The 23,080-nt window shown below is 62.4% G+C and carries 23 protein-coding genes; 5 read left to right on the forward strand and 18 right to left on the reverse strand.

The genetic code is table 11. The annotated features are described in order from the left end of the window. Positions 1-98: 98 nt before the first annotated feature. A complete protein-coding gene (locus tag RPE78_RS14080; RefSeq protein ID WP_330647149.1) occupies positions 99-1,049 on the forward strand; it encodes a GlxA family transcriptional regulator in 951 nt (316 codons plus the stop codon). A 30-nt stretch (positions 1,050-1,079) separates the two neighbouring features. On the opposite strand, the gene glnT is transcribed toward RPE78_RS14080, so the two are convergent. The 8 genes from glnT to RPE78_RS14120 all read right to left on the reverse strand — a co-directional run bounded on the left by glnT (position 1,080) and on the right by RPE78_RS14120 (position 8,789). Beyond that, positions 1,080-2,384: a type III glutamate--ammonia ligase gene (gene glnT, locus RPE78_RS14085; RefSeq protein WP_330647150.1), complete on the reverse strand. Its 1,305-nt coding sequence runs from the start codon at positions 2,382-2,384 to the stop codon at positions 1,080-1,082. A gap of 81 nt (positions 2,385-2,465) precedes the next feature. Beyond that, entirely contained in the window at positions 2,466-3,791 is a 1,326-nt protein-coding gene (locus RPE78_RS14090) for an FMN-binding glutamate synthase family protein (protein WP_330647151.1), read from the reverse strand. Positions 3,792-3,802: 11 nt separating this feature from the next. Beyond that, positions 3,803-4,486, reverse strand: a complete 684-nt coding sequence (locus RPE78_RS14095; protein WP_330647152.1) for a GXGXG domain-containing protein — start codon at positions 4,484-4,486, stop codon at positions 3,803-3,805. Positions 4,487-4,489: 3 nt separating this feature from the next. Beyond that, positions 4,490-5,377, reverse strand: a complete 888-nt coding sequence (locus tag RPE78_RS14100) for a glutamine amidotransferase family protein (RefSeq protein WP_330647153.1) — start codon at positions 5,375-5,377, stop codon at positions 4,490-4,492. Positions 5,378-5,565: 188 nt separating this feature from the next. Beyond that, complete coding sequence (locus RPE78_RS14105) at positions 5,566-6,201, reverse strand: helix-turn-helix domain-containing protein (protein WP_330647154.1); 636 nt, start codon at positions 6,199-6,201, stop codon at positions 5,566-5,568. 111 nt (positions 6,202-6,312) lie between these two features. Beyond that, positions 6,313-7,671, reverse strand: coding sequence for a dGTP triphosphohydrolase (gene dgt, locus RPE78_RS14110; RefSeq protein WP_330647155.1), 1,359 nt, complete (start codon positions 7,669-7,671; stop codon positions 6,313-6,315). A 60-nt stretch (positions 7,672-7,731) separates the two neighbouring features. Further along, on the reverse strand, positions 7,732-8,439 hold the full coding sequence (gene queE / locus RPE78_RS14115; protein ID WP_330647156.1) for a 7-carboxy-7-deazaguanine synthase QueE: 708 nt from the start codon (positions 8,437-8,439) through the stop codon (positions 7,732-7,734). Next, positions 8,436-8,789, reverse strand: a complete 354-nt coding sequence (locus tag RPE78_RS14120) for a 6-pyruvoyl tetrahydropterin synthase family protein (RefSeq protein WP_330647157.1) — start codon at positions 8,787-8,789, stop codon at positions 8,436-8,438. Before RPE78_RS14120 ends, queE begins: the two co-directional genes overlap by 4 nt. A 250-nt stretch (positions 8,790-9,039) precedes the next feature. On the opposite strand from RPE78_RS14120, the gene RPE78_RS14125 reads away from it, so the two are divergent. After that, complete coding sequence (locus RPE78_RS14125) at positions 9,040-9,381, forward strand: zinc ribbon domain-containing protein YjdM (protein ID WP_330647281.1); 342 nt, start codon at positions 9,040-9,042, stop codon at positions 9,379-9,381. Positions 9,382-9,478: 97 nt separating this feature from the next. Here RPE78_RS14125 and RPE78_RS14130 read toward each other — a convergent pair whose 3' ends face one another. From RPE78_RS14130 to RPE78_RS14145, 4 genes are read right to left on the reverse strand one after another with little or no spacing between them, the layout of a single operon-like run. Next, a complete protein-coding gene (locus RPE78_RS14130; RefSeq protein ID WP_330647158.1) occupies positions 9,479-11,245 on the reverse strand; it encodes a biotin carboxylase N-terminal domain-containing protein in 1,767 nt (588 codons plus the stop codon). Positions 11,246-11,261: 16 nt separating this feature from the next. Next, complete coding sequence (locus tag RPE78_RS14135) at positions 11,262-12,836, reverse strand: urea amidolyase family protein (protein WP_330647159.1); 1,575 nt, start codon at positions 12,834-12,836, stop codon at positions 11,262-11,264. Next, on the reverse strand, positions 12,833-13,597 hold the full coding sequence (locus RPE78_RS14140; protein ID WP_330647160.1) for a 5-oxoprolinase subunit PxpA: 765 nt from the start codon (positions 13,595-13,597) through the stop codon (positions 12,833-12,835). The genes RPE78_RS14135 and RPE78_RS14140 overlap by 4 nt, the downstream gene beginning before the upstream one ends. Positions 13,598-13,636: 39 nt before the next feature. Next, a complete protein-coding gene (locus tag RPE78_RS14145) occupies positions 13,637-14,884 on the reverse strand; it encodes an NRAMP family divalent metal transporter (protein WP_330647161.1) in 1,248 nt (415 codons plus the stop codon). 249 nt (positions 14,885-15,133) lie between these two features. Between RPE78_RS14145 and RPE78_RS14150 the strand changes: the two genes are divergently transcribed. After that, positions 15,134-15,799 carry a GntR family transcriptional regulator gene (locus RPE78_RS14150; RefSeq protein WP_330647162.1) on the forward strand — a complete coding sequence of 222 codons (666 nt, stop codon included), beginning with the start codon at positions 15,134-15,136 and terminating at the stop codon, positions 15,797-15,799. Positions 15,800-15,848: 49 nt separating this feature from the next. Here the strand turns inward: RPE78_RS14150 and RPE78_RS14155 are convergent, their stop codons facing one another. The 4 genes from RPE78_RS14155 to RPE78_RS14170 all read right to left on the reverse strand — a co-directional run bounded on the left by RPE78_RS14155 (position 15,849) and on the right by RPE78_RS14170 (position 19,067). Further along, entirely contained in the window at positions 15,849-16,598 is a 750-nt protein-coding gene (locus tag RPE78_RS14155) for an ABC transporter permease (RefSeq protein ID WP_330647282.1), read from the reverse strand. Between the two features lie 93 nt (positions 16,599-16,691). Next, entirely contained in the window at positions 16,692-17,405 is a 714-nt protein-coding gene (locus RPE78_RS14160) for an ABC transporter permease subunit (protein ID WP_330647163.1), read from the reverse strand. Between the two features lie 68 nt (positions 17,406-17,473). Next, entirely contained in the window at positions 17,474-18,247 is a 774-nt protein-coding gene (locus tag RPE78_RS14165; protein WP_330647164.1) for a transporter substrate-binding domain-containing protein, read from the reverse strand. Positions 18,248-18,302: 55 nt separating this feature from the next. After that, entirely contained in the window at positions 18,303-19,067 is a 765-nt protein-coding gene (locus RPE78_RS14170) for an ATP-binding cassette domain-containing protein (protein WP_330647165.1), read from the reverse strand. 271 nt (positions 19,068-19,338) lie between these two features. Here RPE78_RS14170 and RPE78_RS14175 point away from each other — a divergent pair, with 271 nt between their 5' ends. After that, on the forward strand, positions 19,339-19,989 hold the full coding sequence (locus RPE78_RS14175; RefSeq protein ID WP_330647166.1) for a TetR family transcriptional regulator C-terminal domain-containing protein: 651 nt from the start codon (positions 19,339-19,341) through the stop codon (positions 19,987-19,989). Between the two features lie 38 nt (positions 19,990-20,027). Next, a complete protein-coding gene (locus RPE78_RS14180; RefSeq protein WP_330647167.1) occupies positions 20,028-21,209 on the forward strand; it encodes a pyridoxal phosphate-dependent aminotransferase in 1,182 nt (393 codons plus the stop codon). A gap of 92 nt (positions 21,210-21,301) precedes the next feature. Here the strand turns inward: RPE78_RS14180 and RPE78_RS14185 are convergent, their stop codons facing one another. Continuing rightward, positions 21,302-22,765 (reverse strand): sodium:solute symporter family protein, encoded by a 1,464-nt coding sequence (locus RPE78_RS14185; RefSeq protein WP_330647168.1) that lies wholly within the window; start codon positions 22,763-22,765, stop codon positions 21,302-21,304. Beyond that, positions 22,762-22,956, reverse strand: coding sequence for a hypothetical protein (locus RPE78_RS14190; RefSeq protein ID WP_330647169.1), 195 nt, complete (start codon positions 22,954-22,956; stop codon positions 22,762-22,764). Before RPE78_RS14190 ends, RPE78_RS14185 begins: the two co-directional genes overlap by 4 nt. Positions 22,957-23,080: the final 124 nt, after the last annotated feature.

Genomic DNA, 23,080 nt, shown 5'->3' on the forward strand with positions numbered 1-23,080 from the left:
TTTGTCCCAGACAGGCTAGGCGAGGCAGGGTGAATAAACTTCTTTATAAGTGACATTTTTTATCCTAAAAATGCCATTAGGATTAATCGGGCAAGCCTATGCAAAATATCGCCTTTCTTCTGCTGGATGGCCATGCGCTGATGTCAACGGCTTCGGCGCTTGAGCCTTTACGCGCGGCCAATCAGTTTCGGGCGGGAACCTACCGGATTACGATTCTCTCGGGGTCGGATCGGGCGGTGTCCTCCATCGGGTCCGAATTTCCGGCCCTGCCCTTCCGCGCGACCCCGCCTGATTTCGATCTGGTCTTCGTGGTGGCGGGCGGAGACCCTGCGCGGGTGAATGATCCGGCGTTGATGGCTTGGCTGCGCGAGGCCGACCGGCGGGGCGTTGCCTTGGGGGGAATCTCGGGCGGGGCGATGATCCTTGCGCGGGCGGGTCTGCTGGAGGGAAGGCGCTTCACGCTGCACTGGCATCACTATGACGATATTGCCGCACTGCCGGGCGAGTGGTTGCTGGAGCGGCGGCTGTTTGTGATCGACCGCAACCGCTATACCTGCGCGGGCGGCATCGCGCCGCTGGATATGATGCATGCGCTGATTGCGCGCGAACATGGTACGGGCTTTGCGCAGCGCATTTCCGACTGGTTCATCCAGACCGAGATCCGCGGGGCCGATGCGCCCCAGATGGCCTCGATCGAGGCGCGTTACGGGGTGCTGCCCAAGGTGGTGGCCGCAACGCTGGAGCTGATGGAAAGCCATATTGCCGACCCGCTGGACCAAAGCCAGCTTGCGGGGCTTGCGGGTTTGTCGCTGCGCCAGTTGCAACGGCAGTTCCGCCAGGCGATGGGCGCGCCGGTGATGGAGGTTTACCGCCGCATCCGTCTGGAAAAAGCGCACGAGCTGATCGCCGGCACGCGGCTGCCGCTATCAGAGATCGCGCATCTGACGGGCTTTGCCAGCCAGTCGCATTTTGCCGACCGTTTCCGCGAGGCCTATGGCCATCCCCCCCGCACCTTACGCGACAAAAAAAGCCCGACGTCACCGAAGTGAACGCCGGGCATCAGGAGGGGTAAATCAAGCTCAGATATCGAGCGTATTATCTTTCTCCCATTGGGAGAAATGCGACACGAAGGCGGTCCATTCCTGCATCTTCATCTTGATGTAGGAGGCCGAGAATTCGGCACCCAAAGCAGCTTTCAGCCCCTCATCCGCGTCAAAATTGCGCAGCGCGTCCAGCAGGTTCAGCGGCAGACGCGGCGCGTCCTTGATCTTGAACCCTTCGGCATACATGTCGATATCGTGGCGCGGCCCCGGATCGGCTTTGGATTTGATCCCCGACAGACCCGCCGCGATGATCACCGCCTGCAGGAGATAGGGGTTCACCGCCCCATCGGGCAGGCGCAGCTCGAACCGGCCCGGACCGGGGACGCGGACCATATGGGTGCGGTTATTGCCGGTCCATGTCACGGTGTTCGGCGCCCAAGTTGCGCCCGAGGTCGTGCGCGGCGCATTGATCCGCTTGTAGCTGTTGACCGTGGGGTTGGTGATCGCGGCCAAGGCTTCGGCGTGCTTCATGATACCGCCAAGGAAGGTGCGGCCCTGATCGGAGAGGCCCAGCTCTTTGGACTTATCGGCAAAGGCATTGACCTTACCGTCCAGATCCCAGACCGAGATATGCGCGTGGCAGCCATTGCCCGTCAGACCCTCGATCGGTTTGGGCATAAAGGTGGCGCGCATCCCGTGCTTTTCGGCCACGGATTTCACCATGAACTTGAAGAAGCTGTGGCGGTCGGCGGTGACCATCGCATCGTCAAAGCCCCAGTTCATCTCGAACTGGCCATTGGCGTCTTCATGGTCGTTCTGATAGGCGCCCCAGCCAAGCTCCAGCATATAATCGCTGATTTCGGCAATGATATCATAGCGGCGCATCACGGCTTGCTGGTCATAGCAGGGCTTGGCCGCCGTGTCATAGGGGTCGGAGATCTGGTCGCCCTCGGGGGTGAGCAGGAAGAATTCGGCCTCGATACCGGTCTTCACGCGAAGCCCTTCGGCTGCGGCCTCATCCACCAGCTTTTGCAGCACATTGCGCGGCGCCTGTTCGACAGGCTCGCCTTCCATGACACAATTTGCCGGCACCCATGCCACCTCGGGTTTCCACGGCAGCTGGATCGCAGCCGACGCATCCGGCACCGCCAGCATATCGGGATGCGCGGGCGTCAGGTCCAGCCAGGTGGCAAAACCGGCAAAGCCCGCGCCGTCTTCTTCCATATCGGTGATCGCCTGAGCGGGCACCAGCTTTGCGCGCTGGCCCCCGAAGAGATCCGTGTAGGAGATCATGAAATATTTGACGCCCTTCTCGCGGGCAAACTCGGCAAGACCTGCCATCTGAACACCTCTTTATCCCTGTTGAGAATGGCGGGGCGTTTGCCGCCCTCGCCCTGTCTTTCGACCAATCTGGAAACGGGCTTAGAAGCCGCCCTTGCCCGGCCACCAGCTCGTGCCCGCCAGAGGCACCTGCGCCATAGCAGCGGCCTCCATAGTCAGCGCGCAAAGATCCTCGGGCTCGAGGTTGTGGACATGGTTATGGCCACAGGCCCGCGCGATGGTCTGGCATTCCAGCGTCATCACATTGAGGTAGTTGCGCAGACGACGACCTGCCGCCACCGGATCAAGGCGCTTCATCAGCTCGGGATCCTGCGTGGTGATGCCCGCCGGATCGCGGCCCTCATGCCAGTCGTCATAGGCGCCCGCCGTGGTGCCAAGCGCGTTATACTCGGCCTCCCATTTAGGGTCATTGTCGCCAAGCGCCACCAGAGCCGCCGTGCCGATTGCCACCGCATCCGCGCCAAGGGCCAGAGCCTTTGCCACATCCGCACCGGTGCGGATACCGCCCGAGACAACCAGCTGCACCTCGCGGTGTAGTCCCAGATCCTGCAACGCCTGAACGGCGGGGCGGATACAGGCCAGCGTCGGTTGGCCAACGTTTTCGATGAACACATCCTGCGTGGCAGCCGTACCGCCCTGCATGCCATCGAGCACCACCACATCAGCACCGGCTTTCACAGCCAAAGCGGTATCGTAATAGGGGCGCGCACCCCCGACCTTGATGTAGATCGGCTTTTCCCAGTTGGTGATCTCGCGGAGTTCAAGGATCTTGATCTCCAGATCATCGGGGCCGGTCCAATCGGGGTGACGGCAGGCCGAGCGCTGGTCAATGCCGACCGGCAGATCGCGCATGCCCGCCACGCGTTCGGTGATCTTCTGACCCAGCAGCATACCGCCGCCACCCGGTTTCGCACCTTGGCCCACCACGATTTCAATCGCATCGGCGCGGCGCAGGTCGTCGGGGTTCATCCCGTAGCGCGAGGGCAGATACTGATAGACCAGCTTTTCGGAATGGCCGCGCTCTTCCTCGGTCATGCCACCGTCACCGGTGGTGGTCGAGGTGCCTGCAAGGCTGGCCCCACGACCCAGAGCCTCTTTCGCGTGGCCCGAAAGCGCCCCGAAGGACATGCCCGCGATGGTGATCGGGATTTTCAGCTCGATCGGTTTCTTGGCAAAGCGCGTGCCCAAGGTGACCGAGGTATCGCATCTCTCACGATAGCCTTCCAGCGGGTAGCGCGACATCGACGCGCCCAGAAACAAGAGGTCGTCGAAATGCGGCACGCGACGCTTGGCCCCGCCGCCGCGGATGTCATAGATGCCGGTGGCGGCGGCGCGACGGATCTCGGAGTTGACCTCCTGCGAGAAGGTCCAGCTTTGGCGCGGTTCGGTATGCGGTGTCTTATCCATGATCGCGCTCCTTAATACTCGTCGGCGTGGTCGATATTGAAGTTGTAGAGCTTGCGGGCCGAGCCATAGCGTTTGAACTCTTCGGGCTTGGCGTCGGCGCCGGTCTTCTCAAGGATGTCCTTGAGGAATTCGAGATGCTCGGGGCGCATCTCTTTCTCGATGCAATCAGCCCCTAGCGATTTCACTTTGCCCCGCACAAACAGACGCGCCTCGTAAAGGCTGTCGCCCAACGCATCGCCCGCATCGCCCAGCACAACCAGATTGCCACGCTGTGCCATGAAGGCCGACATATGGCCGATATTGCCATGCACCACGATATCGATGCCTTTCATCGAGATCCCGCAGCGCGACGACGCATTGCCCTTGATATTCAGAAGGCCGCCGCGACCGGTGGCACCGGCATATTGGCTGGCGTCACCTTCAATGGTGACCACGCCCGACATCATATTTTCGGCCACACCCGGACCGGTCGAGCCTTCGACCGTCACCGTGGCTTCCTTGTTCATGCCCGCGCAGTAATAGCCGGTCGAGCCCTTGATGGTCACATTCAGCGGCCCATCCAGACCCACGGCCACCGCATGGGAGCCCCGCGGGTTGGTGATATCGAAAGCTTCGTTCTTGCGGTCTTTGGCGGCCGCCTGCAGGGTGGAGTTCAGCTCGCGCAGGGCAACCTGCGACATATCCAGAACAGTCATGGATCAACGCTCCCAGAAATAGACAGTGGCGGGTTCGGGTTCCCAGACGCGGGCCGCCTCGATGCCCGGCAGGTCGGCAAAGGCGCGATATTCGCTGGCGAAGGCCACATAGTCTTCGGTCTCGGCCATGATCGCGGGCTTGCAAGCGACCGGATCGCGCACGACCCCGAAGCCGTTCTTGGTGCCGGTCACAAAGGTGAAGAACCCGTCGAGATCCTCAAGCGTGCCCTCCAGCGCCTCGCCAAGGCTGGCACCATCGGCAATGCGCGAGGAAATATAGGCCGCCCCCACTTCGGTATCGTTTTCGGTCTTGGTGAAAACGCCCTTTTTGGCGAGCTTGCGGCGCATCGAGTTATGGTTCGACAGCGAGCCGTTATGCACAAGGCATTGGTCATCGGCGGTGGAAAACGGGTGCGCGCCCAGCGTGGTCACGGCGGATTCGGTAGCCATACGGGTATGGCCAATGCCGTGACTGCCGCCCATCTCGCGGATGCCGAAACGCTCGGCCACATCCTTCGGCAGGCCGATCTCTTTGTAGATCTCCATGCTTTCGCCCACGCCCATCACCCGCAGGCCCTTGGCCTCGATCGCAGCCAGTAGGGCGGCCTCGGCGGCAAGCGGCGCTTTGATCACGGCATGGGTGGAGACAACCTTCACCGAAACCGCAACACCCGCAGCCTTCGACAGATCGTCTTCCAGACCCGCAAAATCCACTTCCGGCGTGTCCGATTGCACGGTGATTTTCACACCTTCGCCGTCATCCCCATAGATCGCGATGCCCGCACTATCGGGGCCGCGTTCGGTCATGGTGATCAGCATATCGGTCAGCATATCGCCCAGCTTCGGGCGCAGATCATCCTTTTTCAAAAAAAGGCCAACAATCCCACACATAGGTCCTCTCCATTGCGTTCGAGACCGGCGCAGCGCGCCTTCAAGAACATCACTAAAGAGAATATTTTATTCCTTCTAGGAAAACCGCCGTTTTCTCCGGTCTTTCCGGAAGGCCGCATGGAACCGCATAGATTTTACGCAAAATCCGCAGGGCCAAGCGGCACAACGCCCAGCCCTTAGGCGGAAGATCAACGCGCTTGCGGATAGGTGATGATGGACAGGTAGCGGATCGGCAGGGCCGCCAGATCTTCCGGCCCGTGCGGCGCATCCGAGTCAAACACCAGCGAGTCGCCCGGTTCCATCAGATAGCGCTGGTCCCCGTGCCGATAGGTCATCTCGCCTTCCAGCATATACAGGATCTCGATGCCCTCATGCTGGAAGATGGGGAAGCGTTCGGTGGGATTTTCCAGCGTGATCATATAGGGCTCGACCACAACGCCGGAATTGTTCGACCCGATATGGCCCAGAAGCTGGTATTGATGGCCCGCCCGCGTGCCCTCCCGTTCGATTTCGACCCCGTCACCGGCTTTCACATGCATACAGCCGCGTTGCTCCTCGAACCCCGAAAACAACTGGACCAGCGGCACCCGCAACGCATGGGCCAAGGTGGAAATCGTGCTGAGCGAGGGCGAGGTCACACCATTTTCGATCTTCGACAGCATGCCCACCGAAAGCCCTGCCTGCCCTGCCAGATCGGCCACCGTCATGCGCTGGCGCTTGCGCAATTCGCGCACCTGACGGCCAATCGCCACCTCGAGGTTCTTCTCGCGGATCTCGCGCACGGCATGGGGGTTTTGTTGCAAACCCTTTTTGGTTTCAGACATGTCTGGCTCTCCCTCATGACAGTGCGGGGCCGCTTTGGAAACCCGGCCTGCGCAAAGCCATTATTCAAAAAAGTTTCTTGTCGGGAAAGGCCCTAAAACGCTGTCAAAGGGTTATATGCCTGAAAACATCCGCGAAATCCGCAACGCATAACGGTCTGTCATCCCCGAAACGAAATCACCCATCGCATGCAGCGCCGTTTCCGCCGATGTCACATCCCGCAGGTCCAGCCCCAACACCCGCACGATCTGCGCCGCATGGGTGTCCAGCGCCCCGGCCTGCCATCCCCGCGCGCCAAGCTGCTGATAGATCGGGGCGATCCCGTCCAGCACATTGGCAATGACCCGATAGCCCGAAACTTCCAGCTCTGTCTTGCGCGGGGCGGTGAAGATGCGCGTTTTGGCAAGATCGCGGATCGCGGAGAACTGTGCGCCCAGATGACCGGCCTCGACAAGAGCGTGGCTGAACCGGCCCTCCATGATCGCGCTGTAATGTGCCTTGAAGGCCTCCACACAGCTTTCGATGGCCCGCCCGATACTCATTGCCCGCAGAAGGGCGATCTCTTCCGCAGGCAGACGCGACGGGCGGCTTTGCACGGGCCTGTCCTCGCGCCCCGCCAGCCGGAGCAACGTGTCGCGCACCACCTCGAATGGCAGCTCGCCCGTGGTAAAGGCATCTTCGAGATCGACGATATTATAGCAGATGTCGTCAGCCGCCTCGACGACATAGACCAGCGGGTGACGCCGCCACCACTGGTTCGGGCCGATCTCGATCTGGGGCAGGCCAAGGCTTGCCGCCACCTCGGCAAAAAGCCGCAATTCCGAATGGAAAATCCCGAATTTCTTGGCGCCGAAATACCCATCGGCGTGATAGCTCTCCGCGCCCAATGCGGTTTTCGTCGCTGCCGAAAGCGGGTATTTCATGAAGGCGCCCAGCACCGCCTTGGAGAGCCGCATCCCGCCATCATTGCGATACATCTCGGTGCGGGCGATAATACGGAACCCTTGCGCATTGCCTTCGAACTGGCGGAACTCGTCTTGCAGAGCGGGGTCCAGATCACCAAACACCCCGCGCCCCTCCTCGAAGGCCCGCGCGAACCATGCGCCAATCGAGGCCTCGCCCGAATGACCAAAGGGCGGATTGCCGATATCATGGGCAGCGCAGGCGGCCTGCACGATATTGGCAAGGCTGTTTTCCTCGCCCGCCGCGATATGGCCCTGCGCCACCAGCCATTGCCCGATGGCCATCGCCAGCGACCGCCCGACAGAGCCCACCTCGATCGAATGGATCAGCCGGTGATGCACGTGGTCATGTTCGTATAGCGGCTGCACCTGCGTTTTATTGGCCAGACGCCGGAAGGGCTGGGAAAACACGATCCGGTCGTAATCCTGCGTGAAGATGGAGCGGTTGCTCTGCTCGGAATAGGTCCGGTCGCACAGGCGTTCGTTCGACAGAAGCTTTGTCCAGTCCATGTTCATCTCCGTAGGGGCCGTCCCTTTCTAGCCCCAAGCCCCGCCAATAGCGAGACGGCATCACACACCGCGCTTATTGCCCCAGATCATCACATGCAACTGCGGCAGCACCCGAGGGCGGAACCATTTTGCGGCAAGGGTCTGCTGGACCAGCCATTCCAGCCGCTTGGCCGCCACATCCAGATTGACGGGGGTCGCGGGGTCCACCTCGCGATTGCCCGGCTGCAGGTAAAGCGGCAGATCGGGATAGCTTGCCGCGGTGGCACGGGCAAAGGCGAAATCGTCCTCGTCGAAAACGACGATCTTCATCACCACCTGCGTATGCGGACCCGCCGCCTTGAGACAATCCTCAAAGCGCTCCCAGACGACCCGTTCCCCCGATGAGGGCGGCTTCGGGCTCAGCACGAGCGTATCAAGCCGCCCGAACCATGCCGCAGGGATCGACCCCTGTGTCTCGCAGGCAAAACGGTAGCCTGCCGCCTGCCCCATCTCGATCACCGGTGCCAGATTCTGGATCGCCGGATTGCCGCCCGACAGCGAAACGGTCAGCGGTCTATGGTCTGACAGATGCACGATCTCGTCCCAGACCTCGGTCGGGGTCATGACCTCCCAGTCATGGCGATAGGCGCTGTCGACCGCGTGCAGACTGTCGCACCAGCTACAGCGATAATCGCAGCCGCCGGTGCGCACAAACACCGTCGGCTCGCCGATCAGCACCCCTTCCCCCTGAATGGTCGGGCCGAAAATCTCGCAGATCCGCAGGCTCATGGACGATATTCCGCCCATGTCTTGGGCGTCTCCGAGACCTTCACCGCTGCAACCTCGGGCCAGCGCGCCTTGCACCAGAGATAGAAGTGACGTGCCATATGTTCGGCCGTCGAGGGGCAATCGAGCACGTCATTGAGATGGCGATGATCGAAGGTGCCGTCGATATAGTCTTTCAGCGCGGCCAGTTCGTGATAATCGCGCACGAACCCGTCGGCATTCAGATCGGCGGCGGCCAGTTCGACCACGACGATATAGTTATGGCCATGCAACCGCGCACATTGATGGCAGGCGGGCAGGTGGTCCAACTGGTGAGAGGCGGAAAAGTGGAATTCTTTCGTGATCCGGAACATTACGGCATCTCCTTGGGCGCGGGCAGGACATGCGGCAACACAACGGCACAGGGGCGACACCCCTTTAGGATATAGGTCATAGGATCAGTCCTTGTTTTGATAACCGGGTAGGCTGCGACCGGTGCGCCCTCGATACAGCCTTCGTGATTTTCGCGCAAGCGGTCTGAAAAGACGAAAACCATCGTAAATTTTGGTCATTGCAATCGAATTTTCTTGCCAAAAGCTGCATGGCCCCCTATCCGCTGCGACCATGATGGATACATTGCCCCCCTGCCCCAATTGCGCATCCACCTATACCTACGAGGTCGATGCCCTGCTCACCTGCCCCGAATGCGGGCATGAATGGTCGGCTGACATGTCCGGCTCTGACGAAGAGGTCATCCGCGACGCGGTTGGCAATATTCTCGCCGATGGCGACACCGTGACCGTGATCAAGGATCTCAAGGTCAAAGGCAGTTCCTCGGTCGTGAAAGTCGGCACCAAAGTGCGCGGCATCCGCCTTGTCGGCGGCGATCACGATATCGATTGCAAGGTTCCCGGGATCGGCCAGATGGGGCTGAAATCCCAATTCGTCAAGAAAGTGAACGACTGACCCCCAAGACCGCCCTGCGCGCCCCGCCGGGCGCAGGGCATGCCCTTTCGAACGGGCTTTGAGGCGGGCTTGGATCGGCCAAGCCCGCCTGCCTGTTTCAGGCGATCTCTGCGACGATCTGGCCCGCCGCGAGGCTGGCGCCTTTTGCGGCCTGCAGATGGATCACCCCGTCCTTTTGCACGACAACCGGTGTTTCCATCTTCATGGCTTCCATCATCGCCACAGTCTGCCCCGCGCGCACGGTCTCGCCTTCGCCGACCGTCCAGTCCAGAAGCAGGCCCGAGATGGGCGCGGCCACCCCGTATCCGGCGCCTTCTGCCGGCCCCTCGTCCGCGCAGCGCACAGAGGCTTCGGCGGCTCTGGCAGCACCCTCTGCCGGTATCGTGCCCAGATATCGCGTAAGCTTTGCCACAAGATCGGCCCCGAAGCCGACATCACACAAAGCCCCATCAATCTCGATCCGACCGCGCAGAACGGCGGGCGCAGATTCGGGCGGCACACGCAGCGCCGCTTCCAGCGGTTCGGCAAAATCGGTTTCGATCCAGCGGGTATGCACCGCAAACCCCGTCTCCTGTGTGAAATCCTCGGCCTCCAGCGCGGCACGGTGGAACGGCAACACCGACGCGACCCCCTCGATCCGGAATTCTCTCAGCGCGCGCCGCGCCCGTGACAGCGCCGTTTTACGATCCGGCCCCCAGACCACCAGCTTGGCCATCATGGAATCAAACGTGCCGGGCACGGTGCTGCCACTTTCCACACCGCTATCGACCCGGACACCCGGACCGGATGGCGCATGGAACATCGAAATCCCGCCCGGCGTCGGCAGGAACCCCCGACCCGGATCTTCGGCATTGATCCGGAATTCGATCGCATGGCCATTGGGGCGCGGGGTCTGGGTTACGGATAGCGGCAGACCATCGGCAATCCGCAGCTGCTCGACCACCAGATCGACGCCGGTGGTTTCCTCGGTCACCGGATGCTCGACCTGCAGGCGGGTATTGACCTCGAGAAACGAGATCATCCCGTCCGCCCCAAGCAGAAACTCCACCGTCCCCGCCCCTTCATAACCGGCCTCGGTGCAGATCCTGCGTGCGGCATCATGGATCGTGTCGCGCTGTACCTCACTGAGGAAGGGCGCGGGGGCTTCTTCGATCAGCTTCTGGTTCCGGCGCTGGAGCGAACAGTCCCGCGTCCCCAACACCACCACATTGCCCAGACGGTCGGCAATCACCTGCGCCTCGACATGGCGCGGGCGGTCGAGAAAACGTTCGACATAGCAGGCCCCGTTGCCAAAGGCGGTCTCGGCCTCGCGGCGGGCGGCGTGATACAATTCCTCGATCTCGGCCATTTCGCGGGCGACACGCATGCCACGCCCGCCTCCACCATGCGACGCCTTGATCGCAATCGGCAGACCATGCGCCCGCACGAAAGCCAGCACATCTTCCGGGCCATCCACCGGACCGGGCGTCCCCGGGACCAAAGGCGCCCCCACCTTCATCGCAATGCGCCGCGCCGCGACCTTATCTCCCAGCTCGGCAATCACCGCGGGCGGTGGGCCGACCCATGCAAGCCCCGCCGCAAGCACCGCCTGCGCGAATTCGGCACTTTCCGACAGGAAGCCGTAGCCCGGATGCACCGCATCCGCCCCCGCACGCTGCGCGATTTCGAGAATGGCAGGGATATTGAGATAGGTCTCGGCAGGGCGCGAACCGGGCAGGGAAAAGGCCCTATCGGCTTCGCGCACATAGGGCGCATCCGCATCGGCATCCGCGAAAATCGCCACCGAACCCACTCCGTAATCACGGCAGGCGCGCACCACACGCAAAGCGATTTCGCCGCGATTGGCAATCAGTACAGTCTTCATTGGAACGTCTTTCGTGTCACATGCCCGCGCAGGGCTTGATTTCGGCAAAGGGCGCGACCGGATTGAACCGGATTTTCACGCCGGGCGGCAACTGGCCCGCCAGATCAAGGTGATAATCGGCAACGGCCCCGATCACCGGATAGCCGCCTGTCAGGGGGTGGTCGGCCAGAAACAGAACCGGCTGGCCGGAATGGGGCACCTGTATCGCGCCGGTCGCGGTGCCTTCGGAGGGCAGTTCGCTCTGGTCCGGACGGGTCAGTGGCGCGGCCCCGTTCAGCCGGATCCCGACACGGCTGGATTGCGCCGTCACCTCCCATTCCTGCTGGGTGAAACGGTCCAGTATCTGCGGCTCGAACCAGTCGCTGCGTGGCCCCATCACCACATCCAGCACCACCAGATCACCCGCTTTAGGCAGGGCGGGCAGGGAAATCGCAGGCCCTACGGCATCGGCGGGAGCATGGGCCAGCGCCAGATGCGCGCCCTGGCGAACCGGCTGCGGCCCGATCTCGGCCAGACTGTCCCATGTCGCAGCCCCCATCACCGGTGCCACGGCAAACCCGCCCCGCACCCCGAGCAAGGCGCGCAGCCCCGCTTTGGGCACCGAGAGGGTGATCCTGTCGCCCGGATCCACCGCAATCGGCGCATGCGACCCGAAATCCCAGTCATTGACGCTGACGCGACAGGGCGCGCCCGTCACCGCAATCACGGCCGGTTCCTTGGCGCGGAAGGCAAACCCGCCGCCCGTGATCTCTAGCGCGGCGGTTCCCGCAGGATTGCCCAGCATACGGTTGAGCGCGCGCAGAGCGCCGCGATCCAGCACCCCCGAGGCCGCAACCCCTTGTGCCGCCTGTCCGGCCCGCCCGTTATCCTCGAACATCGCGGGGAAGGGCGCGGCCAGAACCTCGAAGCCACCCTGCCCCGATGACATGTCCGCAGACGGCGGAAGGGCCGCAACGGGATAGGCCGCAACCGCGTCATGGCGCTCGAATTGCACCTGATCTCCGGGCTGCAGCAACGCCGGAGGCGTGCGCCCCAGATCCCACATCGCCAGATCGGTGGTGCCGATGATCTGCCAGCCACCGGGGCTGGCCTTGGGATAGATGCCCGAAAACGCACCCGCCAGCGCGACCGATCCTGCCGGAATGCGAGTCCGTGGCGTGCGGCGGCGGGGCACTTCCAAAGCCGGATCGCCCCCCGCCATATAGCCGAAGCCCGGCGCAAAGCCGCAAAACGCCACGGTCCAGGGGCGGGCCTGATGACGCTCGATCACCTCGGCCACGCTGAGCCCTGTCAGCTCTGCCACCTCGGCCAGATCCTCGCCATCATAGCGCGTCGGAATGGTCACAACCCGTGCCGCCTTCTGCACATGTGGCGTCAGATCCAGCGCATCGATCTGTGCCGCCAGAGCCTGCGCCGAGACCTCTTGCGGATCAAACCGGACAAACAGGGTCCGCGCCGCGGGGATCGTTTCGCGAAGACCCGCCAGCGGGGCCTCGCGCAGCAGCGCATGCAGGGTCAGAACCTGTTCGAGATCGGCAAGTTCGACCAGCAGCGCATCCAGCGCGACGGGCAGGAAACGCAGATGGCTCATGCCGCACCACCCGCCCCGAAGGCCGCAAGCGACACGCCTTCACGCAGGAACAGCGCACGGATCTGGCGGGCCATTTCGACCGCGCCCGGGCTGTCCCCATGCACACAGATCGACTGTGCGTCAACACGGACATCATGCCCGTTGATCGAGCGGATTACCCCCTCGCGCACAAAGCGCAGCATCCGCTGTGCCACCACATCCGCATCATGCAAAACCGCACCCGGCAATTTGCGCGACACAAGCTGCCCCCCGTCATCATAGGCACGGTCGGCAAAGGCTTCGGCCACAACGCTCAGCCCCGCCTGCCGGGCGCGCTGCTCAAGAGGGCTGCCCGCAAGCACCATCAGGGTCAGGCTCGGGTCCACCGCCCCGAGCGCCGCGATCACGGCCTCCGCCTGACGCATGTCATGGGCAATGGTGTTATAAAGCGCCCCATGCGGTTTGACATAGCTCACCTTGGTGCCTGCCGCACGGGCCAGCCCCTGGAGCGCGCCGATCTGGTAGATGACCTCTGCTGTCAGATCCGCGCTGGCGACATCCATATTGCGCCGCCCGAACCCCGCCAGATCGCGATACCCCACATGGGCCCCGACCTGCACGCCGCGTTCTGCCGCCGCACGCAAAGTGGTCAGGATGCCGTTCGGGTCGCCGGCATGGAACCCGCAGGCCACATTGGCCGAGGTGACGATCTCCAGCATCGTCGCGTCATCCCCCATCGCCCATGCACCGAAGCTTTCGCCCAGATCACTATTGAGATCCATGTTTTCTCCCTTCAGGACAGTCTGTGGCAGGTTCGGGCCTTACTGCCCGAGGAACGCGAAGATCGAGCCAACCGATTTGAACCCCATATACCATGTCAGGGCGCAGACGATCGTCCCGAGGATCAGCAGGCTGCGCGGATAGCTATAGCCATTCAGCAGATCCCTGCGCGCCCAGCCCACATAGATGAAGAGGCTGAAGCCCAAAGGCAAGATCAACCCGTTGAACCCGCCCGCAAAGACCAGCAGCGCCGCCGGTGCGGTGCCAAGCCCGACATAGGTTGCCAGCGAGGCGGCGATGAAAGCGACAGTCGCATAGGCCCGACCGCGCTCGGTCAGCGAGGGGAGGAACACTGTCAGGAAAGACACGGATGTATAGGCCGCGCCGATCACGCTGGTAATGGCCGCCCCCCACAGGATCGCGCCGAACACCCGCAGGCCCAGATCGCCCGCAGCCGCCTGAAAGGCCTGTGCCGCCGGATTGGCCGCATGCCCCGTGGTATCCATCACCAGACCCGCCGAGACCACGCCCAGCACGGCCAGAAACAGCACAAAACGCATCACGCCGGTGACCACGATGCCGGTCACGGACGCACGGGTGACCGCGGCAAGATTTTCCTCGCCCACCATCCCCTGATCCAGAAGACGATGCGCACCGGCATAGGTGATATACCCGCCAATCGTGCCGCCGACGATGGTCACGATCGTGGCGAAGTTGATGCTATCGGGCCAGATCGACTGCGAGAGCGCCTCGCCCACCGGAGGATGCGAGACCCCCGCCACGAAAAGCGTCATCAGCAGCATCACCACCCCCAGCACGACCACGACACGGTCCATCAGCAGACCCGCGCGACGCGAAAGGAAAATGGCCACCGCAATCAGCGCACTGATCAGACCACCGATCTTCGGGTCCATGCCCAAAAGTGCGTTGGTCCCCAGACCGGCCCCTGCGATATTACCCACGTTGAAGACGAAACCGCCCAGCAGGATGAAAACGGCCAGCAGATACCCCGTCCCGGGCACGGCACGGTTGGCCAGTTCGGCCGCACGGCATTTCGACAGGGTCACGATCCGCCAGATATTCATCTGCACGACAAAATCGATCAGCACCGAGACGAGAATGGCGAAGGCGAAGGTGGCGCCCATGCTGGCGGTGAAGGTTGCGGTCTGGGTAATGAAGCCCGGCCCAATCGCCGAGGTCGCCATCATGAAAATCGCCGCAACCAGCGCGTGACGGCGCAGCTTGGCCCCTTTGCCGGTCGCAGTGGTCGCTGTTTCTATTTCGGACATTTCTATCTCCCTTGATCCCTGTCGGGCGGATTGATCCGCCTCTCCTGTCACAAAAGAGAGCAACCATATTCACATTGTTCAACAATATATTTGTATCGTAGGCCATATTTGCAGGCATCACCCTATATTCGCATGATTTATGATCAATAATTATGCAAATTCGCCCAATTATTACGCGATGCCAGAGGCGAATGGTGCTTGGGGGCGGGATATGCGATAGAGCGGAAGAGTCACTTTGAAGGTCTTTCCATGTCCGCACCGCCCCTCTCCCTTGCCGAACGCACCGCGCAGCGGATTCGCGATCAACTGATCATGGGAGAGCTTCTTCCGGGCCAGCGGCTCTCCGAAACCGCCTGCGCCGAGGGGCTGGAAGTCTCGCGCAATACGCTGCGCGAAGCCTTCCGCATCCTGACCAAGGACGGTTTGCTCCATCACGAGGCCAATAAGGGGATTTCGGTGGCCAGCCCGTCGATGGCCTCGATCATCGATATCTATCGGGTGCGCCGCGTGATCGAGGTGCAGGCCATTCGCGGCAGTTACGCCCAGCATCCGGCACTGGCGGCAATGGAGGCCGCCATCGCCAAGGCACATCGCTCTGCCGCAGAGTGCGACTGGCGCGGTGTGGGCAGTGCCAATGTCGATTTCCATAGCGCGATTGTCGCCCTGAGCGACAGCCCGAGGCTTGCGACCTTCTATGCCAATCTGACAGCAGAGTTGCGGCTGGCCTTCGGTGTCATTCAGGACCCCGAATTCCTGCATGCACCCTTTATTCCGCTGAACGAGAAGCTGCTGGGGCTGATGAAAGCCGCCGAGACAGAGGCCGCCGCCCTGATGCTGGAAGGCTATCTTGACCAGTCCGAACGGATGCTGATCGCTGCATTCTCACGCAGCGATGCCGCAAAGGCCGCCCGCTAACCCACCTCCCCCTTGCGACAGAAAAGACGCTTGGGGGAGGGGCGCGGCCTTAGGCCGACGGCAGCCGGTTTTCCAGCCAACGCAGCGCCAGCGTCAGCGTGCCGCTGAGCACCAGATAGACCGCGACCAGAAACAGCAGCGGTTCATAGGTCAGGAATGTGGTCTGGCGCACGCGGGTGATCACCGCATAAAGGTCGGTGATCGTAATCGTGGCCACCAGAGGCGTTGATTTGAGTTGCAGGATGATCTCGCCGGTCAGCGTCGGCAGGGCGCGATGCAGCGCCCGCGGGAACCATACCCGACGGAACAGCATGAAGCGCGGCATCCCGAAGGCGCGCGCGGCCTCCAATTCGCCCTCGGGCACACCCGCAAAGGCCCCGCGCATAACCTCGCCCTCATAGGCCGCGAACGAGACAGTCAGCGCGATCAGCCCATAGGGCCATGCCTGCCGCAGATAGGGCCAGAGCCAGGAGTCACGGATCTCGGGAAACTGCGCGAAAAGCGACCCGAGCCCGTAATAGAACAGCCACATCTGCAACAGCAGCGGCGTGCCGCGGATCACCGTGCAGAAGGCCGTCGCCGCCCATTTCAACGGGCGCGGCCCCGTCACCTGCACCAGACCCAGAGGCAGGGCGCAGAGAAATCCGATCACCACGCTCGCGACCAGCATGATCATCGTCATGCCCAGACCGCTCCAGAGTTTGGGGAAATAGGTGGGCAGCCAGCTCCAGTCCATATAATGGACCATCGCGGCCACGGCCCCCACAGCCAGCAGCGCCATCACGATCCGGTGCGGCATCAGCGCGGCCCGCCATTGCCCCAGCAAACGGGACAGGGGCGCAGGTTCGAGCGGGGTGACAATATCGCTATCAGGCATCTCGGGCTTCCCAGATCAGCGGGCCAGACCACGGCGCGCGCGTTTCTCGAACCAGCGCAAACCGAGATTGGACACAAGCGTCAGGGCCAGATAAAGCGCCCCCGCCGCGAAAAAGAACAGAAAATAGGACCGCGTCGCCGACGCCGCCTGACGGGTTGCCAGCGTCAACTCGGAGAAGCCGATCACCGCCAGAAGCGCGGTATCTTTGGTGGCGATCATCCACAGATTGGCCATCCCCGGCAGGGCATGTGGCGTCATGGCGGGAAGTGTCACACGGGTCAGCACCTTGCGCGAGGACATACCGAAAGCATGGGCCGCCTCGATCTGGCCATAGGGCACCGCCTTGATCGCCCCGCGGATGACTTCGGTCGCATAGCCTCCCTGCACCAGCCCGATCACCAAGATCCCCGCCGTCAGGCCATTGATGTCGAAGCCCTCATAGCCCATCGCCTGCATCGCCTTATTGGCCAGATCGGTGCCGACATAGTAAAACAGCAGCATCAGCACCAGCTCGGGCACCGCGCGGATGAGAATGGTGTAAAGCTCGGCCACATCCCGCAGCACGCGCCCGCCATAGAGTTTCGAGACCGCGCCGATAATGCCGATCACAATGCCAAGCAGATAGCCCCCAGCGGCCAGTTCGACCGAGCGCACGAACCCCGTCAGAAGGGTCCCGCCCCATCCCGGCGCGTTCAAGGCCAGCAGGCTGAAATCTATCCCCGTCGCCATGATACGGTTGCTCCTTCTGTCAGGGTAAAAGCCGGAAGACCGGGCGCCTGAACGCCCGGCCCCACCGCTTATTCGCCGTAGATATCAATCGTGAAATACCGCTTGGACAGGGTGTCATAGGTCCCGTCGGCACGAATATCGGCAATGGCCTTATTGACCCGCGCCAGAAGTTCGGTGTCTTTCTGGCGCACGCCGACGCCCACGCCACGACCCAGCGTTTCGGGGTCGCCCTTCACAGCACCGACATAATGGCAGCAGGCTTTCCCTTCGTCGGATTCGATGAAGGGCTGCATCGCCAGCGTATCGCCGACCACCGCATCGATCCGGCCTGCGGCAAGATCCTGCAGCTCTTCGTCCAGCGTCTGGTAGACGCGCACGCCACTGGCGCTATCGGCCAGATGGGCATTGACGAAATTCTCCTGGCTCGAGCCGGATTGCGTGCCGATATACAGCCCCTTCACGCCTTCGGCATCGGGGGTGATGTCGAGCGATTTCGCGGCCAGAATACCGGTCGGCGAGTCATAGTATTTATCCGAGAAGGCGATCTGCTTGGCACGCTCGGCGGTAATCGCCATCGAGCCCATGATCATATCGATCTTGCCGGTATTCAGCGCGGGAATGATCCCTTCCCATGCCACGGGTGCCACCACACAATCCGCGTCGATCCGTTTGCAGACCTCATGCATAAGGTCGATTTCCCAACCACTCCAGTTGCCATCGGCATCGGGGGTATAGAAGGGCGGATAGGGTTCAGCCGAGACACCGACCTTCAGGGTTTCAGCCATAGCAGGGATGGCCATACCGGCGGTGACCAACAGGGTCAGGGCGATTTTTCTGATCATATGCAGTCCTTTATCGGATGATTCAGGTTGAGGAGAAAACGGCAGCGCCTAGGGCCTAGCTGACCGAGCGAAGAAATTGCTGCAGATGCGGCGATTGCGGCGCCCCGAAGATCTGCTGGGGCGGGCCCTGCTCTTCGATGCGGCCGTCGCGCAGATAGACGACATGGCTTGCGACATCACGGGCAAAGGCCATCTCGTGGGTGACCAGAACCATCGTGCGCTTTTCCTGCGCCAGATCGCGCAGCACGGCCAGCACCTCGCCCACAAGCTCGGGGTCCAGCGCCGACGTCGGCTCGTCGAGCAGCATGGCATGGGGATCAACGGCCAGCACCCGCGCAATCGCCGCGCGCTGCTGTTGGCCACCCGAAAGCTGCGAGGGCCATGCCTGCAGCTTGTCGCCCAGCCCGACCCGTTCCAGATAGGCAATCGCCCGCGCCTCCGCCTCGTCCCGCGACAGCCCCAGCACATGGATCGGCACTTCAGTCACATTGCCCAGAACGGTGCGGTGCGGCCAGAGATTGAACGACTGGAAAACCATGCCCAGATGCGCCCGAATCCGCTGCACCTGCTGGCGGTTGGCAGGCTCCATCTCGCCGGAGCGGGTCTTGCGTAGCTCATAGGCCTCGCCCTTGATGCGGATCACCCCCGAGCTGGGCACCTCGAGCAGGTTGATGCAGCGCAGCATCGTGGACTTGCCCGAGCCGGAGCCGCCGATCACCGCGACCACATCGCCGGGATAGGCTTTCAGAGAGACCCCCTTGAGAACCTCAAGCGGGCCGAAGCTTTTGTGCAGATTGTCGATTTCGATGGTCGGGGTCATGATCTACCGGAGAAGTTCTGGCTGCGCCTGTTACGAAAAATTGCGAAGGTGTCTTGTCTTTTGGCCATTACTATACGATCGTATAACAGCATAAGACCCGTCTCAGAAACACGCACTGCCGTAACAGCGCCCCGCCAGAATGGAGATGTCGAACTATGCTCATTTCACAGGCACCCGCACCGCACTACGCACCAATGCTAGGCAGTTTGTTTCTTTCATCGCCCCGTCTTTGGGACTTTCCGCGCGAAAAAGCAACAGAGAGGGCCCCGTTATGAGCCGAAAAACATTCCAGCGCCTGCCAGAAGATGCCCGCCGTCTGGAGCTTCTTGAAGCGACACTGGCCTGTATCGGGGAAGACGGGCTGAATGGTGCCAGCGCCCGCAAGATTGCCGAGCGCGCCGGTGTCACGGCCGGATTGATCCGCCATTATTTCGGCTCGAAAGAGGAAATGCTGCGGGCGGCCTATGCCCATCTGATGACCCAGTTGACCGGTCAGGCCGAGGCGGTGGCGCAAACCCGCGCGCTGACGCCTGCACAGTCTCTGGCCGGTTTCATCTCGGCCAACCTGATGCGCCCGAACCTTTCGGCGCGCAAAGTCTCGCTCTGGTCGACCTTTATCGGGCGGGTCGAGCACGAGCCGGGATATTCGCAGATCCATCGCGCCAGCTATCAGGAATTCCTCGACCTGCTTGCCACGCTGATCCGCGATGCCCGCCATGCCTGTGAGCTGCCCCATGACGCGCCCCTGTGCCATGATCTGGCCATCGCGCTGAACGGGCTGATCGACGGCCTCTGGATCGAGGGGTCTCTGGACCACGGGATTTATGACCCCGAACGCCTGCCCCTGATCGCCCTTCAGGCAGCGGAAGGCCTGCTGCATCTCCCCAAAGACAGTCTGACCCAACATCAAATTGCCTCTTGAGAATGCCTGCCTCCTCGCAGGCTCGAAAGGATTTTTCCATGCGCTACGCTTCGGTGACCGACAGGCTCTATACTCTTGGAAGTGACAAATGGGCGGTGCATTTTGCCGCGCGTGACAGGGTTGCCCAAGGGCAGGACATCCTGGAACTGACCATTGGCGAACCCGATATCGCCCCCGCGCCCGAACTGGTGGAGGAATGCGTGCGCGCCCTCAAGGCAGGCCGGACCCGATATTCGAACGGACGCGGCGAGCCCGATCTGGTCGCCGCGCTGGCCGATCTCTACCGCCCCAGACTGCCCACGATCCGTGACGAGAATATCCTGTGCTTCCCCGGCACCCAGACCGCCCTGTTTGCCGTGATGACTGCGCTGGTGCAAAGCGGCGATGCGGTCTTGCTGGGCGATCCCTATTACGCCACCTATGAAGGGGTCATCCGCTCGACCGGCGCCATAATGCAGCCCGTGCCGCTACAGATGCGGCACGGATTTATCATGCAACCCGAAGATCTGGCCGCCGCGATCACCCCTGAAAGCCGCGTGCTGCTGTTGAACACGCCGCATAACCCGACCGGCGCGGTGCTCGACCGCAACACATTGGAGGCGCTTGGCGCGCTGGCTATTGCGCATGATCTGTGGATTGTCTGCGACGAGGTCTACGAGGCACTGATCTTCGAGGGCGGCTTCGCCTCGCCACTGGAAATCGATGCGCTGCGCGAGCGCACCATTGTGGTGTCCTCGATTTCCAAAAGCCATGCGGCAACCGGCTTCCGCAGCGGCTGGTCCATCGGTCCGGTCGAATTTTCGCGCAGGCTGCTGCCGATCTCGGAAACCATGCTCTTTGGGAACCAGCCCTTCATCGCCGATATGACGACCGCCGCACTGCGCGGCAATCACACCACCAGCGCCCAGCTGCGCACGGCGCTCGGACGGCGGGCGCGCATGGTGACACGCATGATCGAAGAGAGCACGGGGCTGTCCTGCCACATGCCCTCGGGCGGCATGTTTGCCATGATCGACGTGTCGCAAACCGGCATGGATGGCGAGGCTTTCGCGTGGCGGCTGCTGGACGAAGAGAATGTGGCGGTCATGCCCGGCTCGGCTTTCGGGGCGCAGGGGCGCGATCTGATCCGCGTCGCGCTGACGGTTCCGGATGCGGAACTGGCGGATGCCATCTCGCGCATGGCCGCACTTGCCCGAACCGCCCTAACCGGACAGCCCTGACCGGAGTGGCAAAAGACTGACGCCTTAAGACGGCTTAAGACGGCGCGCCCGTTTCCTTCCGTCCGGAACGCCGCGCCGCCTTGGTGCGGCAGTCAGTCCGAAGACATGGGCAGGAAGCCTTCGGTGGTCGCTGTCGCCTTGGGACGTGTCAGCAGGCTTCCCGCCACAAAGAGCAGGCTGGCCACCGGAAAGCCCAGAACACCGGCATTCAGCCCGAACAGCCGGTTCCCGCTCAGATACATCCACAGCACGAACGCCACCCCGCCCAGAATGGAGAGCAACGCCCCCGTGGCCGTCCCCCTGCGCCAGAAAAACGCACCGATCGTGGCCGGAACCACCACCACCAGCCCCGCAGAGGCCGCAACCGACAGAATGGAGATCATCGAAAGCTGCAAGGTTGCGAAGACCAGCGCCAGAACGGAGATTACCGGAATGACAGCCTTCCCCACCCAGAGCTGGCGGCGTTCGGGCGCGTCGGGGCGCAGATTGCCATAGACGTCACGGGCAAAGATGGAGGAAAGCGTCAGCAGGATGGAATCGATTGTCGAGACCGCCGCGGCGAGAATCCCGACCATCACCACCACCCCCAGCACGGGCGGCACATAGTCCGAGGCCAGCAGGGTCGCGGTCGCCAGATCGGGGGTTGCCAGATCGGGGAACGCCACAAAGGCCGAAAACCCCCACAGGACCGAAACAAGCGTATAGACCAGCCCGAAACACAGGAAAATCAACAGCATCTGTCGCAAGGCCGCCAGAGATTTCGGCATGAACAGACGCTGGCTCACCTGCGGGTTGGAGATCGCGAAGAAGAACCACGGAATGGTCAGCCCCAGAAAGGTCGGGAAGCTGAAAAGACCCGGACCGGGCACCTGCAACATCTGCGGCGCACGGCTGGCGATGGTCTCAAACAGGACCGCGGGGCCGCCGAGTCTGGCCACCACAAGCCCCCCGACCAGCACCGAGGCCACAATCATCACAAGGGCCTGCAGGCTATCGGTCCACATCACGGAACGGATACCGGCAACGAAGGAAAAAGCGATGGCCAGAAGCGTGGCCAGCACGACCCCCGCCCCGAACGGGATCGCGCCTTGGGTCATCCCCGACAGCAGATACCCCACCCCCGCAAGCTGCACCGCCGAATAGGGGATCAGGAACCCCAGCGCCGTCAGCCCCGCCGCAACCGCCACCCAGCGCGAACCATAGCGCTTTCCCAGCATTTCGGAGGGGGTGACAAAGGCATGACGGCGGGCCGCTTTCCAGAAGCGCGGCCCGAAGATCGACACCAGCGAGACACCGGCGAAATAGATAATCTCGAAGCCTAGCGCGCCGACCCCGCCCTTATAGGTCAGCCCCGCCAGCCCGACCATCATGAAGGCCGAATAGGTCGTGGCCGAGTAACTGAGCGCCGAGACGACCCCGCCCATCGAGCGGTTGCCCAGAAAATAGCGCGACATCGATTGGCCGCCCTGCGGACCGCGCTGGCGTGACAGATAGGCGACGACCGAAGAGAGCAGGACATAAAGAACCACACCCCACAACACCAGAGACACGGTCATTGCGTATCCTCCTCTTGCGCGGCAAAGCCTGCCGTGGCCACGACATTGAGACCGATCACCGCAAGACCGGCCAGTGCCCAGAACAGGAAGCAGCCATACCATGCAGCGATATCGCCCAACAGAAGGTAGGGGACGCCATAAGAGGCCAGAATGACGAGAGCCGTCAGGAAAAGCGCGAGGGGCCGTGACATGAGTATCCTTGCTTTCGGAAGACCGCAGACATGATTTCGGCGGCAAGATGCGGCATCGCGCGGCAGATGCCAATACGCCTTTACGCCGATGCTGCCGCCCAGCGGCGCGGGCAGAATGGCGGCT

This window comes from Thioclava litoralis, assembly GCF_045278885.1.
Lineage (GTDB): Bacteria > Pseudomonadota > Alphaproteobacteria > Rhodobacterales > Rhodobacteraceae > Thioclava > Thioclava litoralis.